18 protein-coding genes and 3 tRNA genes are annotated in these 22,187 nt (G+C 60.0%); 15 read left to right on the forward strand and 6 right to left on the reverse strand.

All coding sequences use genetic code 11. The features are described 5' to 3' along the window. Positions 1-52: 52 nt before the first annotated feature. Together lepB (QQL64_RS03280) and ppsA are read right to left on the reverse strand one after the other, a co-directional pair. Positions 53-754 (reverse strand): signal peptidase I, encoded by a 702-nt coding sequence (gene lepB / locus QQL64_RS03280; RefSeq protein WP_284395876.1) that lies wholly within the window; start codon positions 752-754, stop codon positions 53-55. A gap of 136 nt (positions 755-890) precedes the next feature. Further along, positions 891-3,263 carry a phosphoenolpyruvate synthase gene (gene ppsA, locus QQL64_RS03285; protein WP_284395878.1) on the reverse strand — a complete coding sequence of 791 codons (2,373 nt, stop codon included), beginning with the start codon at positions 3,261-3,263 and terminating at the stop codon, positions 891-893. Between the two features lie 224 nt (positions 3,264-3,487). Here ppsA and ppsR point away from each other — a divergent pair, with 224 nt between their 5' ends. Together ppsR and QQL64_RS03295 are read left to right on the forward strand one after the other, a co-directional pair. Continuing rightward, a complete protein-coding gene (ppsR, locus tag QQL64_RS03290) occupies positions 3,488-4,303 on the forward strand; it encodes a posphoenolpyruvate synthetase regulatory kinase/phosphorylase PpsR (RefSeq protein WP_284395879.1) in 816 nt (271 codons plus the stop codon). A 23-nt stretch (positions 4,304-4,326) separates the two neighbouring features. Further along, positions 4,327-4,791, forward strand: a complete 465-nt coding sequence (locus QQL64_RS03295; protein WP_284395880.1) for a DUF1249 domain-containing protein — start codon at positions 4,327-4,329, stop codon at positions 4,789-4,791. Positions 4,792-4,860: 69 nt separating this feature from the next. Here QQL64_RS03295 and QQL64_RS03300 read toward each other — a convergent pair. From QQL64_RS03300 to QQL64_RS03310, 3 genes are all read right to left on the reverse strand, one after another. Next, positions 4,861-4,937 (reverse strand) — tRNA-Asp (locus tag QQL64_RS03300). 58 nt (positions 4,938-4,995) lie between these two features. Beyond that, positions 4,996-5,071 (reverse strand) — tRNA-Glu (locus tag QQL64_RS03305). Positions 5,072-5,079: 8 nt separating this feature from the next. Further along, positions 5,080-5,155 (reverse strand) — tRNA-Ala (locus QQL64_RS03310). A 161-nt stretch (positions 5,156-5,316) separates the two neighbouring features. On the opposite strand from QQL64_RS03310, the gene QQL64_RS03315 reads away from it, so the two are divergent. The 5 genes from QQL64_RS03315 to QQL64_RS03335 all read left to right on the forward strand — a co-directional run bounded on the left by QQL64_RS03315 (position 5,317) and on the right by QQL64_RS03335 (position 10,336). Further along, positions 5,317-7,077, forward strand: coding sequence for a cation:proton antiporter (locus QQL64_RS03315; protein WP_284395881.1), 1,761 nt, complete (start codon positions 5,317-5,319; stop codon positions 7,075-7,077). A 172-nt stretch (positions 7,078-7,249) separates the two neighbouring features. After that, positions 7,250-8,035, forward strand: coding sequence for an FKBP-type peptidyl-prolyl cis-trans isomerase (locus tag QQL64_RS03320; protein ID WP_284395882.1), 786 nt, complete (start codon positions 7,250-7,252; stop codon positions 8,033-8,035). 155 nt (positions 8,036-8,190) lie between these two features. Then, positions 8,191-9,534, forward strand: a complete 1,344-nt coding sequence (locus tag QQL64_RS03325) for a UDP-glucose dehydrogenase family protein (RefSeq protein WP_284395884.1) — start codon at positions 8,191-8,193, stop codon at positions 9,532-9,534. A gap of 2 nt (positions 9,535-9,536) precedes the next feature. Further along, entirely contained in the window at positions 9,537-9,749 is a 213-nt protein-coding gene (locus QQL64_RS03330; RefSeq protein WP_284395885.1) for a SlyX family protein, read from the forward strand. Between the two features lie 29 nt (positions 9,750-9,778). Continuing rightward, entirely contained in the window at positions 9,779-10,336 is a 558-nt protein-coding gene (locus QQL64_RS03335) for a DUF2058 domain-containing protein (protein WP_284395886.1), read from the forward strand. A gap of 54 nt (positions 10,337-10,390) precedes the next feature. Here the strand turns inward: QQL64_RS03335 and QQL64_RS03340 are convergent, their stop codons facing one another. After that, positions 10,391-12,466, reverse strand: a complete 2,076-nt coding sequence (locus QQL64_RS03340) for a 3-hydroxyacyl-CoA dehydrogenase NAD-binding domain-containing protein (RefSeq protein ID WP_284395888.1) — start codon at positions 12,464-12,466, stop codon at positions 10,391-10,393. A 222-nt stretch (positions 12,467-12,688) separates the two neighbouring features. Here QQL64_RS03340 and QQL64_RS03345 point away from each other — a divergent pair, with 222 nt between their 5' ends. The 8 genes from QQL64_RS03345 to QQL64_RS03380 all read left to right on the forward strand — a co-directional run bounded on the left by QQL64_RS03345 (position 12,689) and on the right by QQL64_RS03380 (position 22,187). Continuing rightward, entirely contained in the window at positions 12,689-13,168 is a 480-nt protein-coding gene (locus QQL64_RS03345; RefSeq protein WP_284395890.1) for a hypothetical protein, read from the forward strand. Continuing rightward, positions 13,168-15,756, forward strand: coding sequence for a putative bifunctional diguanylate cyclase/phosphodiesterase (locus tag QQL64_RS03350; protein ID WP_284395891.1), 2,589 nt, complete (start codon positions 13,168-13,170; stop codon positions 15,754-15,756). Before QQL64_RS03345 ends, QQL64_RS03350 begins: the two co-directional genes overlap by 1 nt. Positions 15,757-15,900: 144 nt before the next feature. Then, complete coding sequence (gene rpoE, locus QQL64_RS03355; RefSeq protein ID WP_284395892.1) at positions 15,901-16,497, forward strand: RNA polymerase sigma factor RpoE; 597 nt, start codon at positions 15,901-15,903, stop codon at positions 16,495-16,497. After that, on the forward strand, positions 16,494-17,177 hold the full coding sequence (locus tag QQL64_RS03360; protein WP_284395894.1) for a sigma-E factor negative regulatory protein: 684 nt from the start codon (positions 16,494-16,496) through the stop codon (positions 17,175-17,177). Before rpoE ends, QQL64_RS03360 begins: the two co-directional genes overlap by 4 nt. A gap of 119 nt (positions 17,178-17,296) precedes the next feature. Further along, positions 17,297-18,799 (forward strand): DegQ family serine endoprotease, encoded by a 1,503-nt coding sequence (locus QQL64_RS03365; RefSeq protein ID WP_284395896.1) that lies wholly within the window; start codon positions 17,297-17,299, stop codon positions 18,797-18,799. 160 nt (positions 18,800-18,959) lie between these two features. Further along, entirely contained in the window at positions 18,960-20,750 is a 1,791-nt protein-coding gene (gene lepA, locus QQL64_RS03370) for a translation elongation factor 4 (protein ID WP_284399625.1), read from the forward strand. 22 nt (positions 20,751-20,772) lie between these two features. Then, positions 20,773-21,672: a signal peptidase I gene (gene lepB / locus QQL64_RS03375; RefSeq protein ID WP_284395898.1), complete on the forward strand. Its 900-nt coding sequence runs from the start codon at positions 20,773-20,775 to the stop codon at positions 21,670-21,672. Positions 21,673-21,704: 32 nt separating this feature from the next. Beyond that, a complete protein-coding gene (locus tag QQL64_RS03380; protein WP_284399628.1) occupies positions 21,705-22,187 on the forward strand; it encodes a DUF4845 domain-containing protein in 483 nt (160 codons plus the stop codon).

Consider the following 22,187-nt stretch of genomic DNA (forward strand, 5'->3'; position numbering starts at 1 on the left):
GCCGGACATGATACGTGCTGGACGTAGTCATGACAACTGGCGGGCAGCTCGCTTACCTGGTGGCCGCCGCTTCGCCGTAGCCGTCTAGCCTGGCCGCAAAACGCTGTTTTCGAGGCAAGTAGTCATTGTTAGGATCCAGGGAAAGCGCCACGTAGCGCGAGCGCCCAACGATTTCGTTACGCGGAAAAAAGCCGAAGTAACGCGAGTCCATGCTGTTGTCGCGATTGTCGCCTAACAACAAATATTGACCGGGAGGGACCGACACCGGACCGAAATCGCGCGCTTCGCTGGGACGGTAGAGGGACAACCGGATAAGGTGCTGCATAACGCCCACCCGCTCGATCGCGTAGCGGGCCGGATCCTGCTGGTCGTCGTGGATGCCCTTTACCGCTGCGGGTGAGTAGTTGGCCGCAACGCCGTTGACGTAAAGAACGTTCCCTCGCATGGCCACCTCGTCTCCGGGAATTCCGATCACTCGCTTCACCAGGCGCTCGCGCGCGGCGTGCGAATCGAGCACAACGATGTCACCGCGCTGGGGATCGGCCAAGTGCAGCAGCGATATATGGGTAAGCGGTACACGGATGTCGTAGGCCGCTTTGTCCACCACGATGCGGTCGCCGATCTGGATGGTGGGTTGCATCGAACCGGTCGGTACCACGCTCCAATCGGCCAGGGCGCTGCGGAACATGATCATGCAGAGCATGAAGGTGATGAATCCTTTGTTCCTGGAAAGGAATTGCGTGAAGCCGCGCATGGCATACCCCTGGGCTGTCGGTGGAGGGATCATTCGTTCCTTAGCAAAGGTGGACAACGCAAGCGCCGTCTAGTTTCGCGGGGCAAAAAAATGAGGCGGTGTTGCCACCGCCCCATCGCGTTACGTGCTGTTTCGATCAGTCGGCTTTGCGCTTGGCCAAACGTAGCCACGTGTCGACCACGGTATCTGGATTGAGCGACACCGATTCGATGCCTTGATCCATTAGCCACTCGGCCAGATCCGGATGATCGGACGGGCCCTGGCCGCAGATGCCGACATATTTGTCGCGTTTGCGCGCGGTCTGGATGGCCATGGACAGCAGCTTCTTCACTGCCGGATCGCGTTCGTCGAACAAGTGGGCGACCACGCTGGAGTCGCGGTCCAGGCCCAAGGTGAGCTGGGTAAGGTCGTTCGAGCCGATCGAGAAGCCGTCGAAAATATCGAGGAATTCGTCAGCGAGAAGGGCGTTGGATGGCAGCTCGCACATCATGATGACCTTCAGATCGTGCTCGCCACGCTTCAGGCCGTTCTTGCCCAGCACGTCGACCACTTTGCGACCTTCATCGAGCGTGCGCACGAACGGAATCATCACCCATACGTTGGTGAGACCCATCACTTCGCGCACGCGCTTGACGGCCTTGCATTCCAGGCCGAACGATTCGGCGAAACCGGCATCGACGTAACGACTGGCGCCGCGGTAGCCGATCATCGGGTTTTCTTCGTGCGGCTCGTAGCGCGAACCGCCGAGCAAGTTGGCGTATTCGTTGGACTTGAAGTCGGACAGGCGCACGATCACCGGCTTCGGATAGACCGATGCGGCGATGGTGGCGATGCCTTCGGCGAGACGATCCACATAGAAACTCACCGGATCGGCATAGCCGGCGATGCGCGCGTCGATCTTTGCCTTGGTGTCGGCATCCTGCTTGCTGTATTCGAGCAAGGCCTTCGGATGCACGCCGATGTGGCTGGCGATGATCATCTCCAGGCGCGCCAGGCCGATGCCGGCATTGGGCAACATGCCGAAGTCGAATGCGCGTTCCGGGTTGGCGACGTTCATCATGATCTTGAGGGGCGCTTCGGGCATGGCTCCGAGGTCAGCGGTGACGCGATCGAACTTCAGCTGACCTTCGTAGATGGTGCCGGTGTCGCCTTCGGCGCAGGACACGGTTACGCCGAGCCCATCCGGAATCAAATCCAGCGCATTGCCTGTGCCGACCACGGCGGGCACGCCCAGCTCGCGCGCGATGATCGCCGCGTGACAGGTACGACCACCGCGATTGGTGACGATGGCCGAAGCGCGCTTCATCACCGGCTCCCAATCGGGATCGGTCATGTCAGCAACGAGCACGTCGCCCGGCTGCACCTTGTTCATGTCGGCGAGTGAGCGGATCACACGCGCCTTACCTGCACCGATCTTCTGGCCGATGGCACGGCCTTCGGCCAGCACCTTGCCTTTCTCGTTGAGATGGAAGCGCTCAAGCTGCGTCGCGTGTGCGCGCGACTTCACCGTTTCCGGACGCGCCTGCACGATGTAGAGCTTGCCGGTGTTGCCGTCTTTCGCCCACTCGATGTCCATGGGACGGCCGTAGTGCTTTTCGATCACCAGCGCCTGCTTGGACAGTTCCTGCACGTCCGCATCGTTGATGCAGAAACGGTTGCGATCGGCGGCAGGCGTTTCTTCGATGCGCACACGCTCGCCCGGCTTGTTCGAATACACCATGCGCTGCTGCTTGGCGCCAAGGCTGCGGCGCAGCACGGCGGGCTTGCCTTCCCGTAGCGTGGGTTTGAAGACGTAAAACTCGTCAGGATTGACGGCGCCCTGTACCACCATCTCGCCCAGACCATAGCTGCCGGTGACGAACACCACATCGCGGAAGCCCGATTCGGTGTCGAGCGTGAACAGCACGCCAGAGGCGCCCACGTCCGAGCGCACCATCAGCTGCACGCCGGCGGAGAGGAACACGTCTTCGTGCTTGAATCCCTGATGTACGCGGTAGGCAATGGCGCGGTCGTTGTAAAGCGAGGCGAAGACTTCCTTGACCTTGTGCAACACGTCGTCGATGCCGACTACGTTGAGGAAGGTTTCCTGCTGGCCGGCGAAGGAGGCGTCCGGCAGATCTTCGGCGGTGGCGGAGGAGCGCACGGCGACGGCGATATTGTCGCTGCCGGCGTCCTTGCACAGCTTGACGTAGGCCTCGCGGATGGCTTGTTCGAGTTCGGCGGGCAGGGCGGTGTCGACGATCCAGCCACGGATTTCCTTGCCGCCGGCGACCAGCGCGTCGACGTCATCGACATCTAGCGTGACCAGTCGTTCGGCGATGCGCTTGGCTAGACCGCTTTTTTCGAGGTATTGCTGGAAGGCGTCCGCCGTCGTGGCAAAACCGCCGGGCACGGAAACCCCTAGCTGGGCCAGGTTGCCGATCATCTCGCCGAGCGACGCATTTTTACCGCCGACCTTGCCAAGGTCAGTCATGCGCAGTTGGTCGAGCCAAAGCACCAGATCGTTCAAGGGAGTCTCCTCAAGAGCTCGTCATACATGGCTGGGGGCGGCACGGGGGAAACGGGCCGCACAAGACTGGTATTGTCCGCTGCCGATGGTGCGCGGCACAAGAAGACCATTGCGCCTTCGTGCCGCGCCAACTGCATACCAGTCAGGTGTTGGTCAAGCAAAGACAGGTTTGCGTGCTTGAGATATGGTGCAAGGCAGGAACCTTCCCAACCCACGGATCCAGCATGCAGCGCTCGGTTTTTTTCATCTCCGATTCGACTGGTATTACCGCCGAGACGATCGGAAACAGCATCCTCGCTCAGTTCGAGGGGGTGCAGTTCGAAAAGCATCGCCTGCCATTTATCGACGACCCGCACAAAGCCGAGACGGCCGCGCTGCGAATCAAGACCCGTTACGCGCAAAGCGGGCAACGTCCGATCGTGGTCAATACGATGGCCGACTCCAATTTGTGCGAGATCGTCGCAACCAGCGGCGCGCTGATACTGGATGTGTTCGCGCCGTTTATCGGCCCGCTCGAAGACGAACTGGGAACCCGTCATTCCGGCGCCGTCAACCGTTCCCACGGTCTGGTGGATTTCGCCAAGTACGAGGCGCGTATCAACGCCACTAATTACGCGTTGAGCCACGACGATGGCATCGACGTGGACTACGCACAGGCCGATCTGATCCTTATAGGCGTGTCGCGCTCGGGCAAAACGCCAACCTGCTTGTACATGGCCTTGCATTACGGCGTGAGCGCCGCCAATTACCCGTTGACCGACGAAGATCTGGAAAAGCTCGAACTACCCTCGCGCTTGCGCAACTACAAGCAACGCCTGTTCGGCCTGACCATTGAACCTGAACGCCTGGCGCAGATTCGCGAACAGCGGCGCCCAGGCAGCCGTTATGCCACGCTAAAGCAATGCCGGTGGGAGCTGGAGCAGGCGGATCGGCTGATGCGTCAGGCCGGTATTCCGTCTCTCAACACAACGCACGTTTCGATCGAAGAGATTGCGAGCAAAATCTTCGATCAGTTCGGTATCGAAAAAACCATGTTCTGAGCGATAGAGGTTTCCGTACACCCATGAGTGCCGTGCTCGACCGCCGTACTGCCCTGTTACCGGGACGCTTCGAGTTCCTGATGGGCCTTTATGCCGAAAACTACCATCGGCTGACGCGCCTATTTGCGCCGCAGCAGCTTGCCTTGGGCGATTACGTGTCGGATGTGGACGACGGCCTGCCGGTGCACCTCGTGGTGCAAGAGTGCCATCCGTACACGCTCGAGCTGGAACTTACTTATGGGTTTGTCGATGCGCAGACGGGTCGCCGTGCACCGTCTGCGCAACTGCGTGTCTACAACGATGCGCATGTCGCCGAGGCATTGCATTGCCACCCGGGACGACACCTGTGGCAAGTGCTTGGGCCGTTTACGCCAGCACACACCGTGTTCCAGCACCGGCTGCAAATGAACAGCTTCTTGGCGCGATGGCTGGAATACCTGGCCGAGCAGGGGCACTCGTCCGGCACGCTGGAACGCGCGGTGAAATAGTCGTTCGACGGGCAACAAAAAAGCCCGCGAGGCAGCGGGCTTCTTGCGAAGACGATCGTTATAAAAAAATGGCGGAGCGGACGGGACTCGAACCCGCGACCTCCGGCGTGACAGGCCAGCATTCTAACCGACTGAACTACCGCTCCGCGTTGTACAACGTTCCAGCGACCTCACACACTAAGTCCTTTTCCAATTCGCTTGAATTGGCGTCCCCACGGGGATTCGAACCCCGGTCGCCACCGTGAAAGGGTGATGTCCTAGGCCTCTAGACGATGGGGACGTATGTGTTGGTGGAGCCAGGCGGGATCGAACCGCCGACCTCCTGCATGCCATGCAGGCGCTCTCCCAGCTGAGCTATGGCCCCGCCGCTGGAAGCCAGAAAGAATAGGGTGGTACCTGAATTCCGTCAAGCGATTTTTGGAAAAAAACACGCTGACAGATGAATCGAGTCCCTCCCTTTATCGTGCCCAGCCGGTATGCCGCTTCGGTTTAAGCTGTCGTCGAGACACGGACGCGAGGAAGGGCATGCACGATATCGGTTTTATCCGCGACCTTGCGCTCGTCATGCTGGTGGCTGGCACGACAACGGTGCTGTTCCAGCTCCTGCGATTGCCCGTATTGCCTGGCTACATCCTGGCAGGTGTGGTGATCGGCCCGCATACACCGGGTGTGCTGGTGGCCGATCCGCGCACGATCGGAGATATCTCCAATCTCGGTGTCGTCCTGCTGATGTTCACGCTGGGGCTCGAGTTCAGCGTACGCAAGTTGCGCCAGGTGGGCGGCGCGTTGCTGCTTGTTACGGTGATCGAGGTCGGGTTCATGTTGTGGGTCGGCTATGGGCTGGGCCTGCTGTTCGGCTGGGGCAGCAGAAATGCCTTGTTTCTTGGCGCGATCATGGCCCTGTCTTCGACCATGGTGGCTACGCGCACTTTGATGGAAGGCGGTCTGAGGCAATGGCCCTTCGCGCGGCTGGTAGTCGGCATGCTGGTGGCCGAGGACATGCTGACCATTGTGATTTTGACCTTGCTCACTGCCGTCGCTATCAGCGGAACCGTGCAAACCGGGGCGGCTCTCAGCCTCATCGGGCACCTGGGTTTGTTTGTCATTGCAGGCATGATCGTCGGGCTGCTGCTATTGCCGCGACTGGTCGACTACATCGCGCATTTTGATCGTGACGAAACGCTGCTCGTTAGTGTGCTCGGCATCTGTTTTGGTGCGAGCTTGCTTGCCCAGTGGCTCGGTTTCAGCGGTGCTTTGGGGGCTTTTTTGGCAGGTGCCGTCGTTGCGGAGGCACGCAATGCGCCGCGTGTCGTGCATCTTGTCGAGCCGTTGCGCGATATGTTCGCTGCGCTGTTTTTCGTCGCCATTGGCCTGAAGATCGACCCGACGCAACTCGCACACTACGCCTTGCCGGCAGTGCTCATTGCGTTGACGGTGATGATCGGCAAAAGCGTGGTCTGCACCGTGGGTGTGTTTTTCATAGGACACGATCCACGCACTTCTTTGCGCACCGGACTTTGCATGGCGCAGATCGGCGAGTTTTCCTTTGTGATCGCCACACTGGGGCTGACACTTGGTGCGATCAACGACTTTATCTATCCGATCGCCGTCGCTGCCGCACTGATTTGCATGCTCGCTTCACCCTATTTGCTTCGCTCTACCGATCTGCTCGCGCGTGCTGGACGGCGCACTCTGCCTCGGCCTCTGCGATTGCTGGTGAGCAGCTACAGCGGGTGGCTGGAGAACCTTCGTCCCGTCGAGGAGAACGCCACGTTGGCGGCGATGTTTCGCCGACTGCTGTGGCACATCGCCGTGAACGTGGCGCTAGTGGTGACGTTGTTCGTCATCGGCGCTTACGTGAATGCACATAACGCAGACTGGTTCGAGCGCTTGGGACTTGGGCTTGATCTGCGTCACTCGGTCATCTGGGCAAGTGCTCTGTTCTTGTCATTGCCGCTGCTGATCGCGGTGTACCGCAAAGCGGAGGCTCTTGGCATGTTGCTGGCCGAGCTAGGTATCAGGGAGAGCCTCGCCGGGGGATATACGCAAGCCATCCGGCAGGTTCTTGCGAAGATGATCCCATTGGCGACTCTAATGGCCCTGGCGATTCTGGTCAGTGTGCTGAGCTCTGCGATTTTGCCGCCGCGTGGCGTAGCGCTATCTCTCATCGCCGTGTCCGTAGCCCTCGCTATCGTGCTTTGGCGCGGGATGGTCAAGCTGCATGCGCGATTGCAGGCTGCATTGCGTGAAACCCTGGAAAAGCCGTCATCTGCCGGTCACGAATGAAGCTGAATGAGAAGCCGCGCACACTCATGCGGCTGAACCTTTATCCTGGCTGATGGTCAATTACCAAACGTCGTTGCCAAGACCGGACAGGACACCGCACAATGCGGGGCCAGCCTCCATTTGGGGGAGGTCCGGCCGGCTCGCCGGCATATCCATTACGAGGGAGTTCCAAATGAAGCATTTTCTGCGACCCACGCTGACGGCGGCCGCGCTGGCTGTAGCGCTGGGCATGACTGCTGGCGCGCAGGCCCAGACGTCCACCACCGGTACCGGTACGTACGACAAGGCCAAGGCCAGCCAGATTCTTGGTTACCAGTTAGTTGGACAGATTCCTGCCCCGATGCGCGGGATGGTGGATCCGGCGGCTGTCGGTCAGGCCGTTACCGCTGCGTTGTCCGGCCAAAAGCCGACCATTTCCGACGCCGAAGCAGAGACGGTGTGGAAGAACTTCGTGACGCAGGCGCAAGCCAAAGGCAAGCAGGAATACGACACTTTCTCGGCGAAGAACAAAGCCGAGGGCGACGCTTTCCTGGCCAAGAACAAGAAGGCTGCTGGCGTGAAGACCACGGCTTCGGGCCTGCAGTACCAGGTGCTTTCGCAAGGCACGGGCGCACGTCCGGGTCCGAATGACACGGTCAAGATCGACTACTCCGGTTCCTTCCTGAATGGCGATGTTTTCGACGCGTCGTCGAAGCACAACCCGCCTGGACCGGCCTCGATCCCGCTGGCCCGCGTGATTCCGGGTTTCCGCGAAGGTCTGCAGCTGATGCAGGTTGGCGGTCATTACAAGCTCTTCATTCCGGCGAACCTCGCCTATGGCGCTGAGCCGCAGAGCCAGTTCCCGCCGAATGAAACGTTGATCTTCGACGTGACGCTGATCAGCACCGGTCCGACCGCAGCAGGCGCGGCGCCTCAGCAGGGCGCTCCGGGTGGCGGCGAAGCCGGCGGCGGGCAGTAATTACTAGCACGCATCGCGGGTAGTACACCGAGCAGGGCGCGAAGCAATTCGCGCCCTGTTTCTTTCAGTGCATTCCGCGCATGGATCCCTGACACTGGGGTTTCTTATATGCCCTGCTAGAATCGGCGGCCACAAACGAGGCTGTGATCCCATAGATGAAAGTCACCATTTTCGGAACCGGTTATGTGGGTCTTGTCACCGGGGCTTGCTTGGCCGAGATGGGCAACCATGTGGTTTGCGTCGACATTGATGAGGACAAGGTGGCTCGCCTCGCGCGCGGCGAGATACCCATCTTCGAGCCGGGACTGGAACCTGTCGTGCGGCGAAATCACGCCAATGGGCAGCTCGACTTTACGACCGATGCATCATCGTCCATCGCACATGCGCAGATCATTTTCATTGCCGTAGGAACGCCGCCCGACGAAGACGGTAGTGCGGATCTGCAATATGTCTTGGGTGTGGCCAAGACGATCGGGCGGCATCTGGATCGCTACGCGGTAGTCGTCAATAAATCCACCGTGCCCGTCGGTACGGCTGATCGTGTACGTAAAGCGGTTGCCGCCGAACTTTCGGCGCGCGGTGCCGACATCGATTTTGACGTGGTATCCAATCCCGAATTCCTGAAAGAAGGCGATGCGGTCGAAGATTGCTTGCGTCCGGATCGCATCGTGATAGGCAGTTCCAGCGAGCGCGCCATCGAACTGCTGCGCAAACTGTATGCGCCATTCAATCGCAATCATGATCGCACTGTAGTTATGGACGTGCGTTCTGCCGAGCTGACCAAGTACGCCGCAAATGCGATGCTGGCGACCAAGATCAGTTTCATGAATGAAATCGCCAACATTGCCGAGCTGGTCGGCGCCGATGTGGAACTCGTGCGGCAAGGCATCGGTTCGGATCCGCGTATCGGCTACCACTTCATTTATCCGGGCGCCGGTTATGGTGGCTCGTGCTTTCCCAAAGATGTGCAGGCACTCGAACGTACCGCTCGATCTGTAGGTTACGAAGCACGCTTGCTGAGTGCGGTCGAAGCGGTCAATGTCGACCAAAAGGCCAAGCTGTTCCAATTCATTCAGCACTACTTCGACGGAAACGTGCGCGGACGAACGATTGCCCTATGGGGTCTAGCGTTCAAACCCAACACCGACGATATGCGCGAGGCGTCCAGCCGTAGCCTGATGGAAGCATTGTGGGAAGCAGGCGCGACGGTGCGCGCATTCGATCCGGAGGCGCGTGAGGAAACGCATCGCGTATACGGGCAGCGCAGCGATCTGGTGTTGTGCGAGAACGCCTATCAGGCGTTGGAGGGTGCCGATGTGCTGGCGATCGTCACGGAATGGAAGGCGTTCCGTAGCCCTGATTTCGTGCGCATTCGCGCCATGCTGAAGGAACCTGCCGTTTTTGACGGACGCAATCTGTATGAGCCCGAAGCGGTTGAAGAAGCCGGTTTGGCGTACTACGGCATCGGCCGTGGGCGCAGTGTGTTCCGTCCAGAATGACGATGACTAGTCACGAGCAACGTCTGGTGGAATTGGAAGTGCGGCTCGCCTTTATCGACGATGCTGTGCAGGCTCTGGTCGCGGCCGACGCCGAACAATCTATGCGCATAGCCGCGCTGGAGCGCATGATCCACGATTTGCGCAGTGAACTGGCATCGGTACGGACAGGCCAGGGTCACGATCCACATTCCGAACCGCCACCGCCGCATTACTGAAACGCAACACGTAATATCGGATTTTGATCATGGTCGATTCACTACGAGATCAGCTGCTCAAGAGCGGCATTGTCAAACAGATCAGGGACGAGAAGCGCCAGCAGCAGCCCGCGGCGAAGCCCAGTGCTTCTTCGGGGAAGGGCAAGCCGCCGCACAAGCCGCGTCCTGCCCGCAGCCAGGAGGAGATCGACCTGGCAAAGGCTTATGCCATACGCGCGCAGACCGAAGCCAACGAGCGCAAGCGTGCCGAGCAGGAAGCCGCCGAACAGGCGCGTGTAAGACGCGAGCGCAAAGCCAAGGTGCAGCAGTTGCTTGAAGGCAATGCGCTGAATAAGGCCGACGTCGATCAGGTTCGCCACTTCGAATACGGTGGCAAGATCCGTCGTCTGTACGTCGATGCTACGCAGCTAGCCGAGCTCAATGCGGGCAAGCTTGGCATCGTCCAGAACGGCGGTCGCTATGTGTTGGTCACGCAATCGATCGCTGAGCAGGTGCGCGCGATTGATTCCCATCTGGTGGCGTTGCTGGTCGATCCTTCCGCCGGTGGCGTAGGTGAGGACGGCGTGCCTGATGATTTGATGTGGTAAGTGCACGTTGCGAAGGTGCGTGACAGCACCTTCGCATAAGGCCCGCAATCCACGTTAGGAGTTAGGCGGAAACTCGAATCCGCTCTGCTTCAACGCCGGATGATCCCAGCCATTCTTTGGCGCGAAACGTTCGCCATAACGCTTGGACAGCGTTTCGAGCTTCTGCCGAATGTTCTCTGCGCCTTCGCTGCGCACGTACTGAATCGGACCGCCGCGGAAGGGTGCGAAGCCGGTGCCGAAGATCACGCCGGCGTCCAGCAGATCCGCATCGTCCACCACTTTGTCCCCCAGGCATGCGACCGCTTCGTTCACCATCGACAGGATCATGCGGTCCTGCAGATCCGGCGGTGGCGTGTAATCGGGATCGACTTCGGGCTTCTGCGGTTTGCCGTCCTGCCAGGTGTAAAGACCCTGGCCATCCTTCTTGCCGCGCTTGCCTGCTTCGAGTTTGTCCTCCAGACCAGGCGGCAGCTCCAGACCCAGGAAGGGCGCCAGTTCCTTGCCCACCGAGGCACATACATCCAGTCCAACCGTGTCGGCCAGTTCGATAGGGCCCATCGGCATGCCGAAGCTCTTGGCCTGCTTGTCCAGCACCGGACCCGGCACGCCTTCGTTGTAAAGACGCAACGCCTCGAGCAAGTAAGGCATCAGGATGCGGTTAACCAGGAAACCTGGCGTGCCCTTGACCGCCACCGGTAGCTTGCCGATGGCTTTGCAGAAAGCTAGCGCGCGCTTTTCGATGGCTGGATCGAGTTGATCGTGGCGTACCACTTCCACCAAAGGCATCTGCGCTACGGGATTGAAGAAATGTAGGCCTAAAAAGCGCTGTGGTGCTTTCAGCCCCTTGCGCAGTTCATCAAGCGGAATCGAGGACGTGTTGCTGGCCAGGATGTCGTTGCTACGACATTGTGGCTCGATGATTGCGTATAGCGCTTCCTTGGCTTGGGCGTTCTCGAAGATCGCTTCAATCGCAAGGTCGGCCTGGGCTATACCGCTACCTTCCACATCCGCGCGCAAACGGCGATACGTTTCTTCCACCTTTTCGGGCGTCTTGAGTTTTTTCTCATACAGCGCGCGGGCGCGGTCCAGCGCGGGCTGGATGAACTTCATCTCGCGATCTTGCAGTGTGACGTCAAACCCTTTGAACGCAGCCCAGGCCGCAATGTCGCCACCCATAACACCGGCGCCGACGACATGCACATGCCGGATCTCTGCATCTACGCCGCTGCCTTGACCCTTCAAGCGTTCTTGCAGGAAGAAGATGCGTATCAGGTTGTGTGCGGTGGGTGTTTGCGCGAGCTTGGATACGGAACGTGCTTCCAGCTTCAAGCGTTGCTGGATATTGCTACCGCCGCGTTTCCATACATCGATTAAAGCGAAGGGCGCCGGGTAGTGTTCCTTGCGCACCTTTGCGGCCGTCTGTTTGATCACCATGGGCGCAAGAATTTGCCGCGCAAGCCAGGTGTTGGTCGCCCATGCCCTGGCGCGCTGCGCGAACGGGCGCGCGTGCGGATGACGTAACAGGGCGCGGGCTTCCGGCAGTAACTCATCCGGACGGGCAAGCCGGTCGACCACCCCGAGGTTCTTGGCCCGACGGGCCGATAAAGCCTTGCCGGTGAGCATCACAGGCAGCGCTTCAGGCGCACCGATGAGTCGCGGCAGCCTGGCGGAACCGCCCCAGCCTGGGTGAATGCCCAGCATCACCTCGGGCAGGCCGATCCGTGTTTTCTCATCGTCAGCGGCAATGCGCTGTTGGCAGGCCAGGATGAGCTCGGTGCCGCCGCCCATGCAGGCGCCGTGGATGGCTGCCACCGTTGGGCAGGGCAGGCGTGCCAACGATTCGTAGACCCGCTGGCCGTTCTCGATGTTTTCCTGCACCGTGCCCAGCCTGGCGTACTCGACAAATTCCTTGATGTCCGCACCGACCGCGAACCCGTTCGGCTTGGCCGAATGGATGATGACACCCGCGGGCTTTTCGATCGCCAGGCGTTCGACGATCTGGCCCAGTTCGTCCAGCACTTCGCGGGAAATGGCGTTGACGCTGCTGTTGGCGCGATCGAGGGTAAGGGTGACGATGCCGCTGTCGTCCAGGCTCGTTTTCCAGTGACTGAAACGCAATCCTTCGAACATGGGGATAGGGGTATGGCCGAGAGACCTTCACCATACCGTCCCGCCGCTATGATTGCGAGACACCAGAACCCCGGGAGGTCCTGAACCGACGCTTATACGACCTAGCAGCATCCGGGTGTGCCGCATGGGTCACGCCCTGGCATTTCGGCTATTGCGCTTGGCGCGCGAGCGCGTAACGTACGGAGCGCGACAACTCTCCCTTTGGGCGCTATGACTTCACTGATGGCTCCTGCGCCGCTTGCCGGCAGCGACATCTACGAGCGCATCCTCACCGCGCCCGGTGGACTGGTCGTGCTCGAACATACCGATAGCGAGTCCCTGATCGAGCAGTTTCGCGGCATCGCCCGCCATAGTGGCCAGTCCATCTATGTCTGGCAGCCTGAAGCGGGCATGGGCAACCTGCGCGAAGCGCATACCCGTATTCCGGGTTCGCAACGTCTGGGCAATGCGTTGCGCTATATCCAGCAGAGCATCCATTTCGGCGTCTATCTGATCGAGCGGTTTCCCTTGCCGATGTCCGCGATGGACAGCACGTTGTTACGGCAGTTGGCGCGTGCGCCCGCCGGGCACGTTCGCAGGGTCGTCCTGATGGATGCGGCGCCAACCCTGATCGCCAGCTTCGACGATGTGGCAGTGCGCATCAGCGGTGTGGCGCAAGCCGCGCAACGCCCCCGACTGCGCGACGGACGCTGGCTGTTGTGATGGACGCGATGTTTCAGGCTGGTATTTTGCTGGTGGCGTCTCAGCGAGAGCTGCGGCGCGAACTGTTCGACGTACTCGACGGTGAAGGACATCCCCCGATTCATTCCGCGCGCGATACGACGCACGCGGCCATTCTGCTGGAAGGGCGCGAACCGCTGTCTCTGATCGTCGTGGCCTTCGATGGCGATGGGCGCTCGAGTCTTACGCTATGCGAACAATTGCGTCTGCTGCCGCCGTGCGTGGATGCGCCCATCATTGCTGTGTTGGTCGATGATGCAACGATCAAACCCACCCAGCTGCCTGATGTTGTGGGAGGCTGGTTGTATGCCTCGCAAGTCGGCACCGAGCTGATCGCCCGCTGGCAACAACTGCGTGGCGGCGAGAAGCCAGTTGTCGCAGAAAAACCATCGAGTGTGCCCAGCCCACCGGCTGCTGCGAAGCCGTCCGGTGGCGACTATCGGTTTGTCTTCGAAGATGGCGATGGCGATTGGCTGATCGTCGACCCTCAGGCCGGACAGGTCGTGGAGGCGAGTCCCGCTTATATGCGGCACAGCGGCCTGGCCAATAGCGTATTGACCGGCTTGCCGCTGCGCGAAGTGCTGTCCTTCGAAAGCATAAGCATGGAAAAGGCGTTCGGCGATGGCGATCGGCGATGGCTTGCCTGCCAGCGTAAATCGATCCGTGGCCACGACACCGGCGAGGCAAGCGTGCGTCGCGTGCGTCATGGCGGTCGCGAAGTGATCGCACTCCAATTCCGCAGTGATCGTGCCGGTGTGCGCCCAGCCGTCGCCTTGACGTTGCTGGCGCGCTTGTTCAGCGGTGGCCACGACGATGCGGGAGTGACGGATGCCGCCCAGCTGTTGCTCGATGAAATGGGGCTGGATTACCTCGCCGTTTGGTCGGCGCGCCCGGAAGAAAGCAGTGTTCCTGTGCAGATCGTGCAGCGTTGGCGCGGCGATGAACAGAACTGGCCCGGGCCGCAGCTGCAGAGCTCCTTGCGGCTTGTGTTGGGCGGTCGAACCCTCATGCATCCGCACGATGCCAGACGGCTTGCCGATGTCGATCCGCTGATCGGCCAGTTGGGTTTGCGTGGATTCGTCGGGTTACCTTTGGTTGACGAGCGGCGCAGCGTTCTGGGTGCTCTGTTGGCCGGCAGCCGCAATCCCTTCGGTGAACCGGAGATCGTGGAACCGGTGCTGCATTGTGCGGCGGCGCATTTTGCACACATGCTCGAGCTGCGCCGGACGCGCGAGCAGGGACGTGCAGAGGGATTGTTGGACGCGCTTACCGGCTTGCCCAACCGACTGCTGTTCAACGATCGCCTCGACACGATCATTCGCGAAGCGAACAGAACGGGCGAATGCTTTGCCGTGTTGTTCGTTGATCTGGATCGTTTCAAGTTCATCAACGATACCCTGGGGCATGCCGTCGGCGACCAGGTGCTGGTCGCCGTTACACAACGTCTTCGCAGCAGCGTGCGTGCCTCCGATACGGTCGCTCGCTATGCAGGTGACGAATTCACGATCGTGCTCAGGCACATCGTGAAAACCGATGACGTATTGCGTGTTGCCGAGAAAATCGTGCAACTGATGGATGTGCCGTTGCATCTGGACGACGGTCCCGAGTTGCAGGTGACGGCATCCATCGGTATCAGTTTCTTTCCGGAAGATGCACCGGATGCCGAAACCCTACTCAAGCACGCGGACGAAGCGATGTACGCGGCCAAGAGCATGGGGCGCAACAACTACCGTGTTTACGATGTCAGTCCCGCGCAGGAGCAGCAGAACGCCGCCTTGAAAGCGCGTCTTCGTCATGCGGAAGGCAACGGCGAACTGCGTGTCTTCTATCAGCCACAAATTCATGCGGGCACGGAAGACATCGTCGGCATGGAAGCATTGTTGCGTTGGGAGCATCCCGAGCTCGGCAATATCGGCCCCGGCTTTTTCATTCCGTTGGCCGAAGAATCGGGTCTCATCGTTTCGATCGGAGAGTGGGTATTGCGCACGGCCTGCAAACAAGCCAAAGAATGGGAAGATCGTTTTGGATTGCGCTTGCGACTGGGCGTCAATCTTTCGGCTGTGCAGTTGATGCAGCCGGATCTCTCCGAACTGGTGGCAAGCGTGCTGCAGGAAACCGGCCTTGATCCGGGCATGCTGGAGCTGGAAGTAACAGAAAGCATCAGCATCAAGGCCGCGCCCAATCTCATGGAAAACATGCAGAAATTGCACCAGCAAGGCTGCCACATCGCCATCGACGATTTCGGCACCGGCGCCGCCTCGCTGGACTACCTGCGCAAGCTACCTGCCGATCGCATCAAGATCGATCAGAGCTTCGTGCGCAACATTGGCGTCGATCCCGACGACGAAGCTATCGTGCGTGCCACCATCGAGATGGCGCACCGACTGAAACGCGGCGTGGTGGCCGAAGGCGTGGAGATCGAGCAACATCTGCAGTTCTTGCGCGCCAACCATTGCGATGAGCTGCAGGGCTACTTGTTCTGCCGACCCTTGCCGCATGCGAGTTTCGAACGTCTGCTGGGCGAGCGTGAGCGGCTGCTGTCTGGCGTACCGGACGGGCTGCCGGCTTGAGCCCGCTCTGAGCGTCCCTATCTTAGAATCGTCCGGTGGCCTCGCTGTCTGTGCTGAACTTGCCGGCATCGTACGGGTCTGAGCAGATCACCCATCCGATGGACGGTATCCCGGTATGGCCCAGTGACGAAGGAGACGGCCCGGATGGGCGACAACGAACTCGATAGGGCGCTGGTTGAGCGTGTACAAAATGGGGACAAGCGTGCTTTCGATTTGCTGGTGCGGAAGTATCAGCACAAGGTCATCGGGCTCATTTCTCGCTACGTACACAATTATGCCGAGTGCGAAGATGTATCCCAGGAGGCCTTCGTTAGGGCCTGGCGGGCGATCGGCTCATTCCGGGGCGAAAGCGCTTTCTATACTTGGATGTACAAAATTGCCGTGAATACGGCCAAGAACCATCTTGTGGCGATGGGGCGCCGCCCACCGGCGGACGATATTGCGATTGAGGATGCCGTTTTCGTGCCCGGTGCCGACCGCATGCAGGAGAGCGCCACGCCTGAACGTGAATTAATGCGCCAAGAAATTGAACAAACGGTGTTCGCCACTGTCCAAGCTTTGCCCGAGGAGCTGCGGACAGCCATTACCCTGCGTGAAGTGGAAGGCCTCAGCTACGAAGAGATTGCCGAATCCATGGGCTGCCCGATCGGAACGGTGCGTTCTCGTATCTTCCGGGCACGCGAGGCAATCGACGAAAAGTTGCGGCCGCTGCTGTCAGACCGCGAGGATCGGATGTCATGAGTGAAACCAATATGGAAACCCTCTCTGCTGCGATGGACGGCGAGCTGTCCCGGGAGGAATTGCGCTTTTTGCTGCGTCGACTCGATCACGATGCGTCACTGCTGCAGGTCTGGAGTCGCTACCACGTTGCAGGCGAGGGTCTACGCCGCCAGCTGCCGCCGATGGCCGGCTCCGGCTTTGCATCGCGCGTGATGCAGCTTATCGAAGACGAACAAGCGGCCTCATCGATCACCCCGAAGCGTCGGGATTGGTTGCGCCTGTCCGTCGGCGGTGCAATCGCTGCCAGCGTTGCCGTTGCTGCGTTGATGGTTTCACAACCGACCGCGCCCGATTCCAGGCGATCCGCTCCGCTTACCGCCGGCGTGACGCCCCAAGACACCACGTCTGTTGCTACTCGGTCGCCGATGGGCGCAGCGCGCGCCAATAACATGCTAGCTACCCTGCCACCCTCGTTGAGTGTTTATTCGGCCTCCGGGTTGAGCCAGCGCGCGTCTGTCACGCTGGGCGATCCGTCCGACAATCCGTTGTTCCAGCGCTATCCGTTGAATGGCCAGGACTATTCCGTGAACGGTTACAAGGCGCTGGACAATCGCGATGGCAGCTACCTGCTGCTGATCGATACGCCGCAGACAAGCTCCGCGGCGCAAAAGCCGGCCTATCAGGCAGCGGCGGGGCGTTAAGTCCCCGCTGTTTTTTCGGTACCGGTAGTAACACTTCCCGATTTCTTTATCGCGCCTCCTCCCGTTCCGTCCTACGAGCCATGGAGCTGGGGTAGCGCGCCCAGAACAGAGGAGGAACCATGAGTCACCCCCGTCTCGTCCGCAGTCATGTTTTCAGCGGTCTATTTGGCTGCTTATTGGGCTGTGTTTTGGTTGCGGGCTTCGCCAAACCCGATGGGGCGTTGGCGCAAGCGGCCCCGGGCACTGCGTCCCTGCCGGATTTCACCGGCATTGTGCAAAAGAACGCCGCCGCCGTTGTGCATGTGGAAGCCAAATACGCCGGTCGACGTCCCAAGGATTCCGGTGCTTCATCCATGCAGGGACCGGATCAGGGGCCGGATGCCGACCAGATGGAAATCTTCCGGCGCTTCTTCGGTATGCCGATGATGCCGTCACCCGAAGAGCAGGCGCGTACCTCGCTGGGTTCGGGGTTCATCATCTCCAGCGATGGTTACATCCTTACCAATAACCATGTGGTCGATCATGCCGACACGGTTACCGTCAGGCTGCAGGATCGCCGCACATTGACTGCCAAGGTTGTCGGTACCGATCCAACTTACGACATTGCGCTGCTGAAAGTCGATGCGGGCGCAACGCTGCCGGCAGTAACCATTGGCGATTCGCGTCTACTCAAGCCCGGTCAGTGGGTGTTGGCTATCGGCTCGCCGTTCGGTTTCGACTACACCGTCACTCAGGGCATCGTAAGTGCCGTGGGCCGCAATCTCGGTAGCCAGGATCAACCTGATACCTCCTTCATCCAGACCGACGTACCGATCAATCGCGGTAATTCCGGCGGTCCATTGTTCAACCTGCAAGGGCAGGTCGTCGGCATCAACTCCCAGATCTATTCGGACACCGGCGGTTATCAGGGGGTGGCCTTTTCGATTCCGATCGACGTGGCCATGAACGTTGTCGATCAGCTCAAGACCAAGGGTTACGTCACCCGCGGCGAGCTTGGCGTGATGATCAAGCCCGTCGATAACGATGTAGTCAAGGCTCTCAAGCTCGATAGCGCAAAAGGTGCGATCGTGGTCAGCGTATCGCCGAACAGCGCTGCACAGAAAGGCGGTCTGCAATCGGGCGACATCATCCTTGCCTTCAATGGTCATGCGATCGAACAAGGTGCGGACTTGCCGCCCCTGGTTGCGATGACCAAGCCGGGCACGACGGTGCCGGTGCAGATCCTGCGCGATGGGCACGAAAAGACGGTCAACGTCACCATCGGCACCATGCCTCGCGACCAGAATGGGCGTTCCGCCGCGGGCAAGCCGATGCCGAGCGGGGGTGCCGATGCTTTGGGCCTGAGCGTGCAAGGTCTGGACCAGGACACCCGGCATCAGCTCGGCCTGCAGCCTGGCGAAGGGGTGGTCGTTCAGAACGTCACCGGCCCTGTGGCTGCCACGGCCGGTTTGCAGCCCGGTGACGTGATCCTCATGGTGAATCAGAAGAAGATCGGCAGCGCCGAGGAGTTTCGCGCCGCCACTGCAGGCGTGAAACCGGGCGACACCGTGCTGTTGCTGGTGCGCCGCGGCGACTCCAGCAACTTCCTCGCCCTGACGATTCCTACCGACAAGAACGGTTGAGTCGACTCGGGAGCCTGCCTGTCATGGCAGGCTCCCCAATTTGCGGACTCGTGCGTACAGTTCGGACGGGCATTCCATGCGATAATAAGCGGCTAATATCGCCATCCCGGTGATAGGCTGCCTATGCATCGCGCGGGGCGGTGAAGCTGACAGCGTGCCCATGGAACTGATCCGCAACTTCTCCATCATCGCCCACATCGATCACGGCAAGTCCACACTTGCCGACCGCATCATCCAGATCTGCGGCGGTTTGGCCGAGCGCGAGATGGAAGCCCAGGTGCTGGACAGCAACCCGATCGAACGCGAACGCGGCATCACGATCAAGGCGCAGTCCGTATCGCTGCCCTACAAGGCGCGCAACGGCAAAACCTATCAGCTCAATTTCATCGACACCCCCGGTCACGTCGACTTCTCTTATGAAGTAAGCCGCTCGCTGGCCGCCTGCGAAGGTGCGCTGCTGGTCGTAGACGCGGCGCAGGGCGTGGAAGCTCAATCGGTGGCCAACTGCTACACGGCGGTGGAGCAGGGGCTGGAAGTGGTGCCGGTGCTCAACAAGATCGATCTGCCCACCGCCGATCCGGAGAAAGTGAAGGGCGAGATCGAGGCAGTCATCGGCATCCACGCCGAGGATGCCGTCTCGGTAAGCGCCAAGACCGGTCAGAACGTGATCGAAGTGCTCGAAGCCATCGTCGCGCGCATTCCGCCGCCGAAGCCGCGCGATACCGATCGCCTGCAGGCACTGATCATCGATTCCTGGTTCGACAACTACCTGGGCGTGGTGTCGCTGGTGCGCATCATGCAGGGTGAGATCAAGCCCGGTGACAAGTTGCTGGTGATGTCTACCGGGCGTGCTCACGAAGTCAGCGAAGTGGGCGTATTCACCCCCAAGCGCAAGAAGCTCGACAAACTCGGCGCGGGCGAGGTGGGCTGGATTACCGCCTCGATCAAGGACGTACACGGCGCTCCCGTGGGCGACACACTGACCCTGGCGGGCAAACCCGCAGCGCATCCATTGCCCGGCTTCCAGACCATGCAGCCGCGCGTGTTCGCAGGCCTGTTCCCGGTCTCCGCCGACGACTATCCCGCACTGCGTGAGGCATTGGACAAACTGCGTCTCAACGATGCCGCCCTGTTCTTCGAACCGGAAAGCTCCGAAGCCATGGGCTTCGGTTTCCGCTGCGGCTTCCTTGGCATGCTGCATATGGAAATCGTGCAGGAGCGCCTGGAGCGCGAATATGATCTCGATCTGATTACCACCGCACCTACCGTGGTCTATCAGATCCTCAAGACAGATGGCTCGGTCATGCAGCTGGACAATCCGGCGCAGCTTCCGCCATCGCCGCAGATCGAAGAGATTCGCGAGCCGATCATCGTCGCCAATATCCTTACGCCCCCCGATTACATCGGCAACATCATTACGTTGTGCGAAGAGAAGCGCGGTGTGCAGCGATCGATCCAGTATCTCGCCACCCAGGTGCAGATCAGCTATGAGCTTCCTCTGGCTGAAGTGGTGCTGGATTTCTTTGACAAGCTGAAGTCGGTCTCGCGCGGCTATGCCTCGATGGACTATCACCTAGAGCGTTTCGATGCGGGTCCGTTCGTGCGTGTGGATGTGCTGATCAACGGCGACCGCGTCGACGCACTCAGCCTGATCGTACATCGCAGCCATGCCGATCGCCGCGGACGCGACTTGGTCGAGAGGATGAAGGATCTGATCCCGCGCCAGCAATTCGACGTGGCGATCCAGGCTGCCATTGGCGCCCAGATCATCGCGCGCTCGACGGTGAAAGCGTTGCGCAAGAACGTGCTGGCCAAATGCTATGGCGGCGATGTCAGCCGCAAAAAGAAGCTTCTGGAGAAGCAGAAAGAAGGCAAGAAGCGCATGAAGCAGGTCGGTCGGGTGGAGATTCCACAGGAAGCTTTCCTTGCCGTGCTTAAAGTAGACAAATAGCAGCAGGCTATGGAGTCATCGCATGGATTTTGATTTTTCGGCAATTTTGCTCGCCCTCGCCGTCGTGTTCGGCGTGGTGTGGGGGCTAGATCGCCTGTTTCTCTACAAGAAGCGTGCGGCGCGCTTGGCCGCAGCCGGCGATGAGTACCGCGATCCGGTGCCGGTGGACTGGGCACGTTCGCTATTCCCGGTGATCTTTGTCGTGCTGCTGCTGCGCTCCTTCGTGGCCGAGCCGTTTCGCATCCCGTCCGGTTCGATGATGCCGACGCTGGATGTCGGTGATTTCATCCTGGTCAACAAGTTTGCCTACGGCCTGCGCCTGCCGGCCTTCAACAACAAGATTGTCAGCCTGGGCGAACCCAAGCGCGGTGACGTGATCGTTTTTCGCTTCCCGGGCTACATCTGCCAAGATCAGAACGGCAACGTCGTTCGCAGCGGCGACATCACTTGTGCCGACCCGCACGCGCCCGTTGCCAGCCAGAATTGGATCAAGCGCATCATTGGGCTGCCCGGCGACTCGATCGAAGTGCGTGACAGCCAGATCGTCATCAATGGCAAACCGGTCGTTGACACGGAAATCGGTCCGTTCACGGGCAATCCGAATCGTGCCGAGGACAATGAGCTGTTGTACAACAACGCTACGCTCTGGAAAGAGCATCTCGGTTCGGTCAATCACCTGATTGCCCGCATGCCTTCGCGCGGCCCGACGCCGCCGATCCCCAACGCGCGCGTGCCATCGGTAGTACCGCCAAACTGCTACATCGTGATGGGTGACGACCGCGAAAACAGCGAGGACAGCCGCTGGTGGGGGTGCATGCCGGAACAGAACCTGGTCGGTAAGGCTTTCATGATCTGGTTCAGCTGGAAGGGGCTGCATACCGGTGCCGTCGATTTCCACCGTATCGGCACGGTAATCCACTGATACCCGTGCCAGCACGGCGCGAAATCGTGAACATGTCGCTGGCGGTGTCAGCGTCGACCGGGCAAAGTACGCTTCGTCAGGTTGGTTCGAGTCAAGTTGAGCCGCATCGGCGGCGTAGCGAGGGGACTATGAAATCGAAGCAGGCAGGTATCACGCTTATGGGATTCCTGATCGTCTTGGCGGTCGTCGGCTTCTTCGCCTATATGGCCATGAAGCTGGTGCCTTCCTATACGGAGTACGCGGGCGTCGTGAAGGCGATGAACCAGGTTTCCAGCGAGGGTGTTGAAGGCAAATCCTTGGATGAGATTCGCCGTGAACTCATGTTCAAGCTGGGTTTCCAGTATGTCGACGACGCCACGATCCACCCTAGCGATATCACGATGGGGCAGGGGGCCGGCGGCAACCAGCTGCATGTCTCCTACGATAAACAAGTCCCATTCATCTACAACATCGATTTCCTGATCCATTTCGACAAGAGCGTGCCTGTGCAAGGCAATGTGGCTCCTCCGCAATAA

It is taken from the genome of Dyella lipolytica, from assembly GCF_030160075.1.
GTDB classification, from domain to species: Bacteria; Pseudomonadota; Gammaproteobacteria; order Xanthomonadales; family Rhodanobacteraceae; genus Dyella_B; species Dyella_B lipolytica.

Coding starts and splice junctions, on each gene's coding strand:
- QQL64_RS03295 (WP_284395880.1), top strand. CDS start 4,327: ATGAGTGCCGTGCTCGACCGCCGTACTGCCCTGTTACCGGGACGCTTC.
- QQL64_RS03325 (WP_284395884.1), top strand. CDS start 8,191: ATGAAAGTCACCATTTTCGGAACCGGTTATGTGGGTCTTGTCACCGGG.
- QQL64_RS03340 (WP_284395888.1), bottom strand. CDS start 12,466: ATGTTCGAAGGATTGCGTTTCAGTCACTGGAAAACGAGCCTGGACGAC.
- QQL64_RS03320 (WP_284395882.1), top strand. CDS start 7,250: ATGAAGCATTTTCTGCGACCCACGCTGACGGCGGCCGCGCTGGCTGTA.
- QQL64_RS03350 (WP_284395891.1), top strand. CDS start 13,168: ATGGACGCGATGTTTCAGGCTGGTATTTTGCTGGTGGCGTCTCAGCGA.
- lepB (WP_284395876.1), bottom strand. CDS start 754: ATGCGCGGCTTCACGCAATTCCTTTCCAGGAACAAAGGATTCATCACC.
- QQL64_RS03380 (WP_284399628.1), top strand. CDS start 21,705: ATGTCGCTGGCGGTGTCAGCGTCGACCGGGCAAAGTACGCTTCGTCAG.
- QQL64_RS03345 (WP_284395890.1), top strand. CDS start 12,689: ATGGCTCCTGCGCCGCTTGCCGGCAGCGACATCTACGAGCGCATCCTC.
- QQL64_RS03360 (WP_284395894.1), top strand. CDS start 16,494: ATGAGTGAAACCAATATGGAAACCCTCTCTGCTGCGATGGACGGCGAG.
- rpoE (WP_284395892.1), top strand. CDS start 15,901: ATGGGCGACAACGAACTCGATAGGGCGCTGGTTGAGCGTGTACAAAAT.
- lepA (WP_284399625.1), top strand. CDS start 18,960: ATGGAACTGATCCGCAACTTCTCCATCATCGCCCACATCGATCACGGC.
- ppsR (WP_284395879.1), top strand. CDS start 3,488: ATGCAGCGCTCGGTTTTTTTCATCTCCGATTCGACTGGTATTACCGCC.
- QQL64_RS03335 (WP_284395886.1), top strand. CDS start 9,779: ATGGTCGATTCACTACGAGATCAGCTGCTCAAGAGCGGCATTGTCAAA.
- QQL64_RS03315 (WP_284395881.1), top strand. CDS start 5,317: ATGCACGATATCGGTTTTATCCGCGACCTTGCGCTCGTCATGCTGGTG.
- lepB (WP_284395898.1), top strand. CDS start 20,773: ATGGATTTTGATTTTTCGGCAATTTTGCTCGCCCTCGCCGTCGTGTTC.
- QQL64_RS03330 (WP_284395885.1), top strand. CDS start 9,537: ATGACTAGTCACGAGCAACGTCTGGTGGAATTGGAAGTGCGGCTCGCC.
- QQL64_RS03365 (WP_284395896.1), top strand. CDS start 17,297: ATGAGTCACCCCCGTCTCGTCCGCAGTCATGTTTTCAGCGGTCTATTT.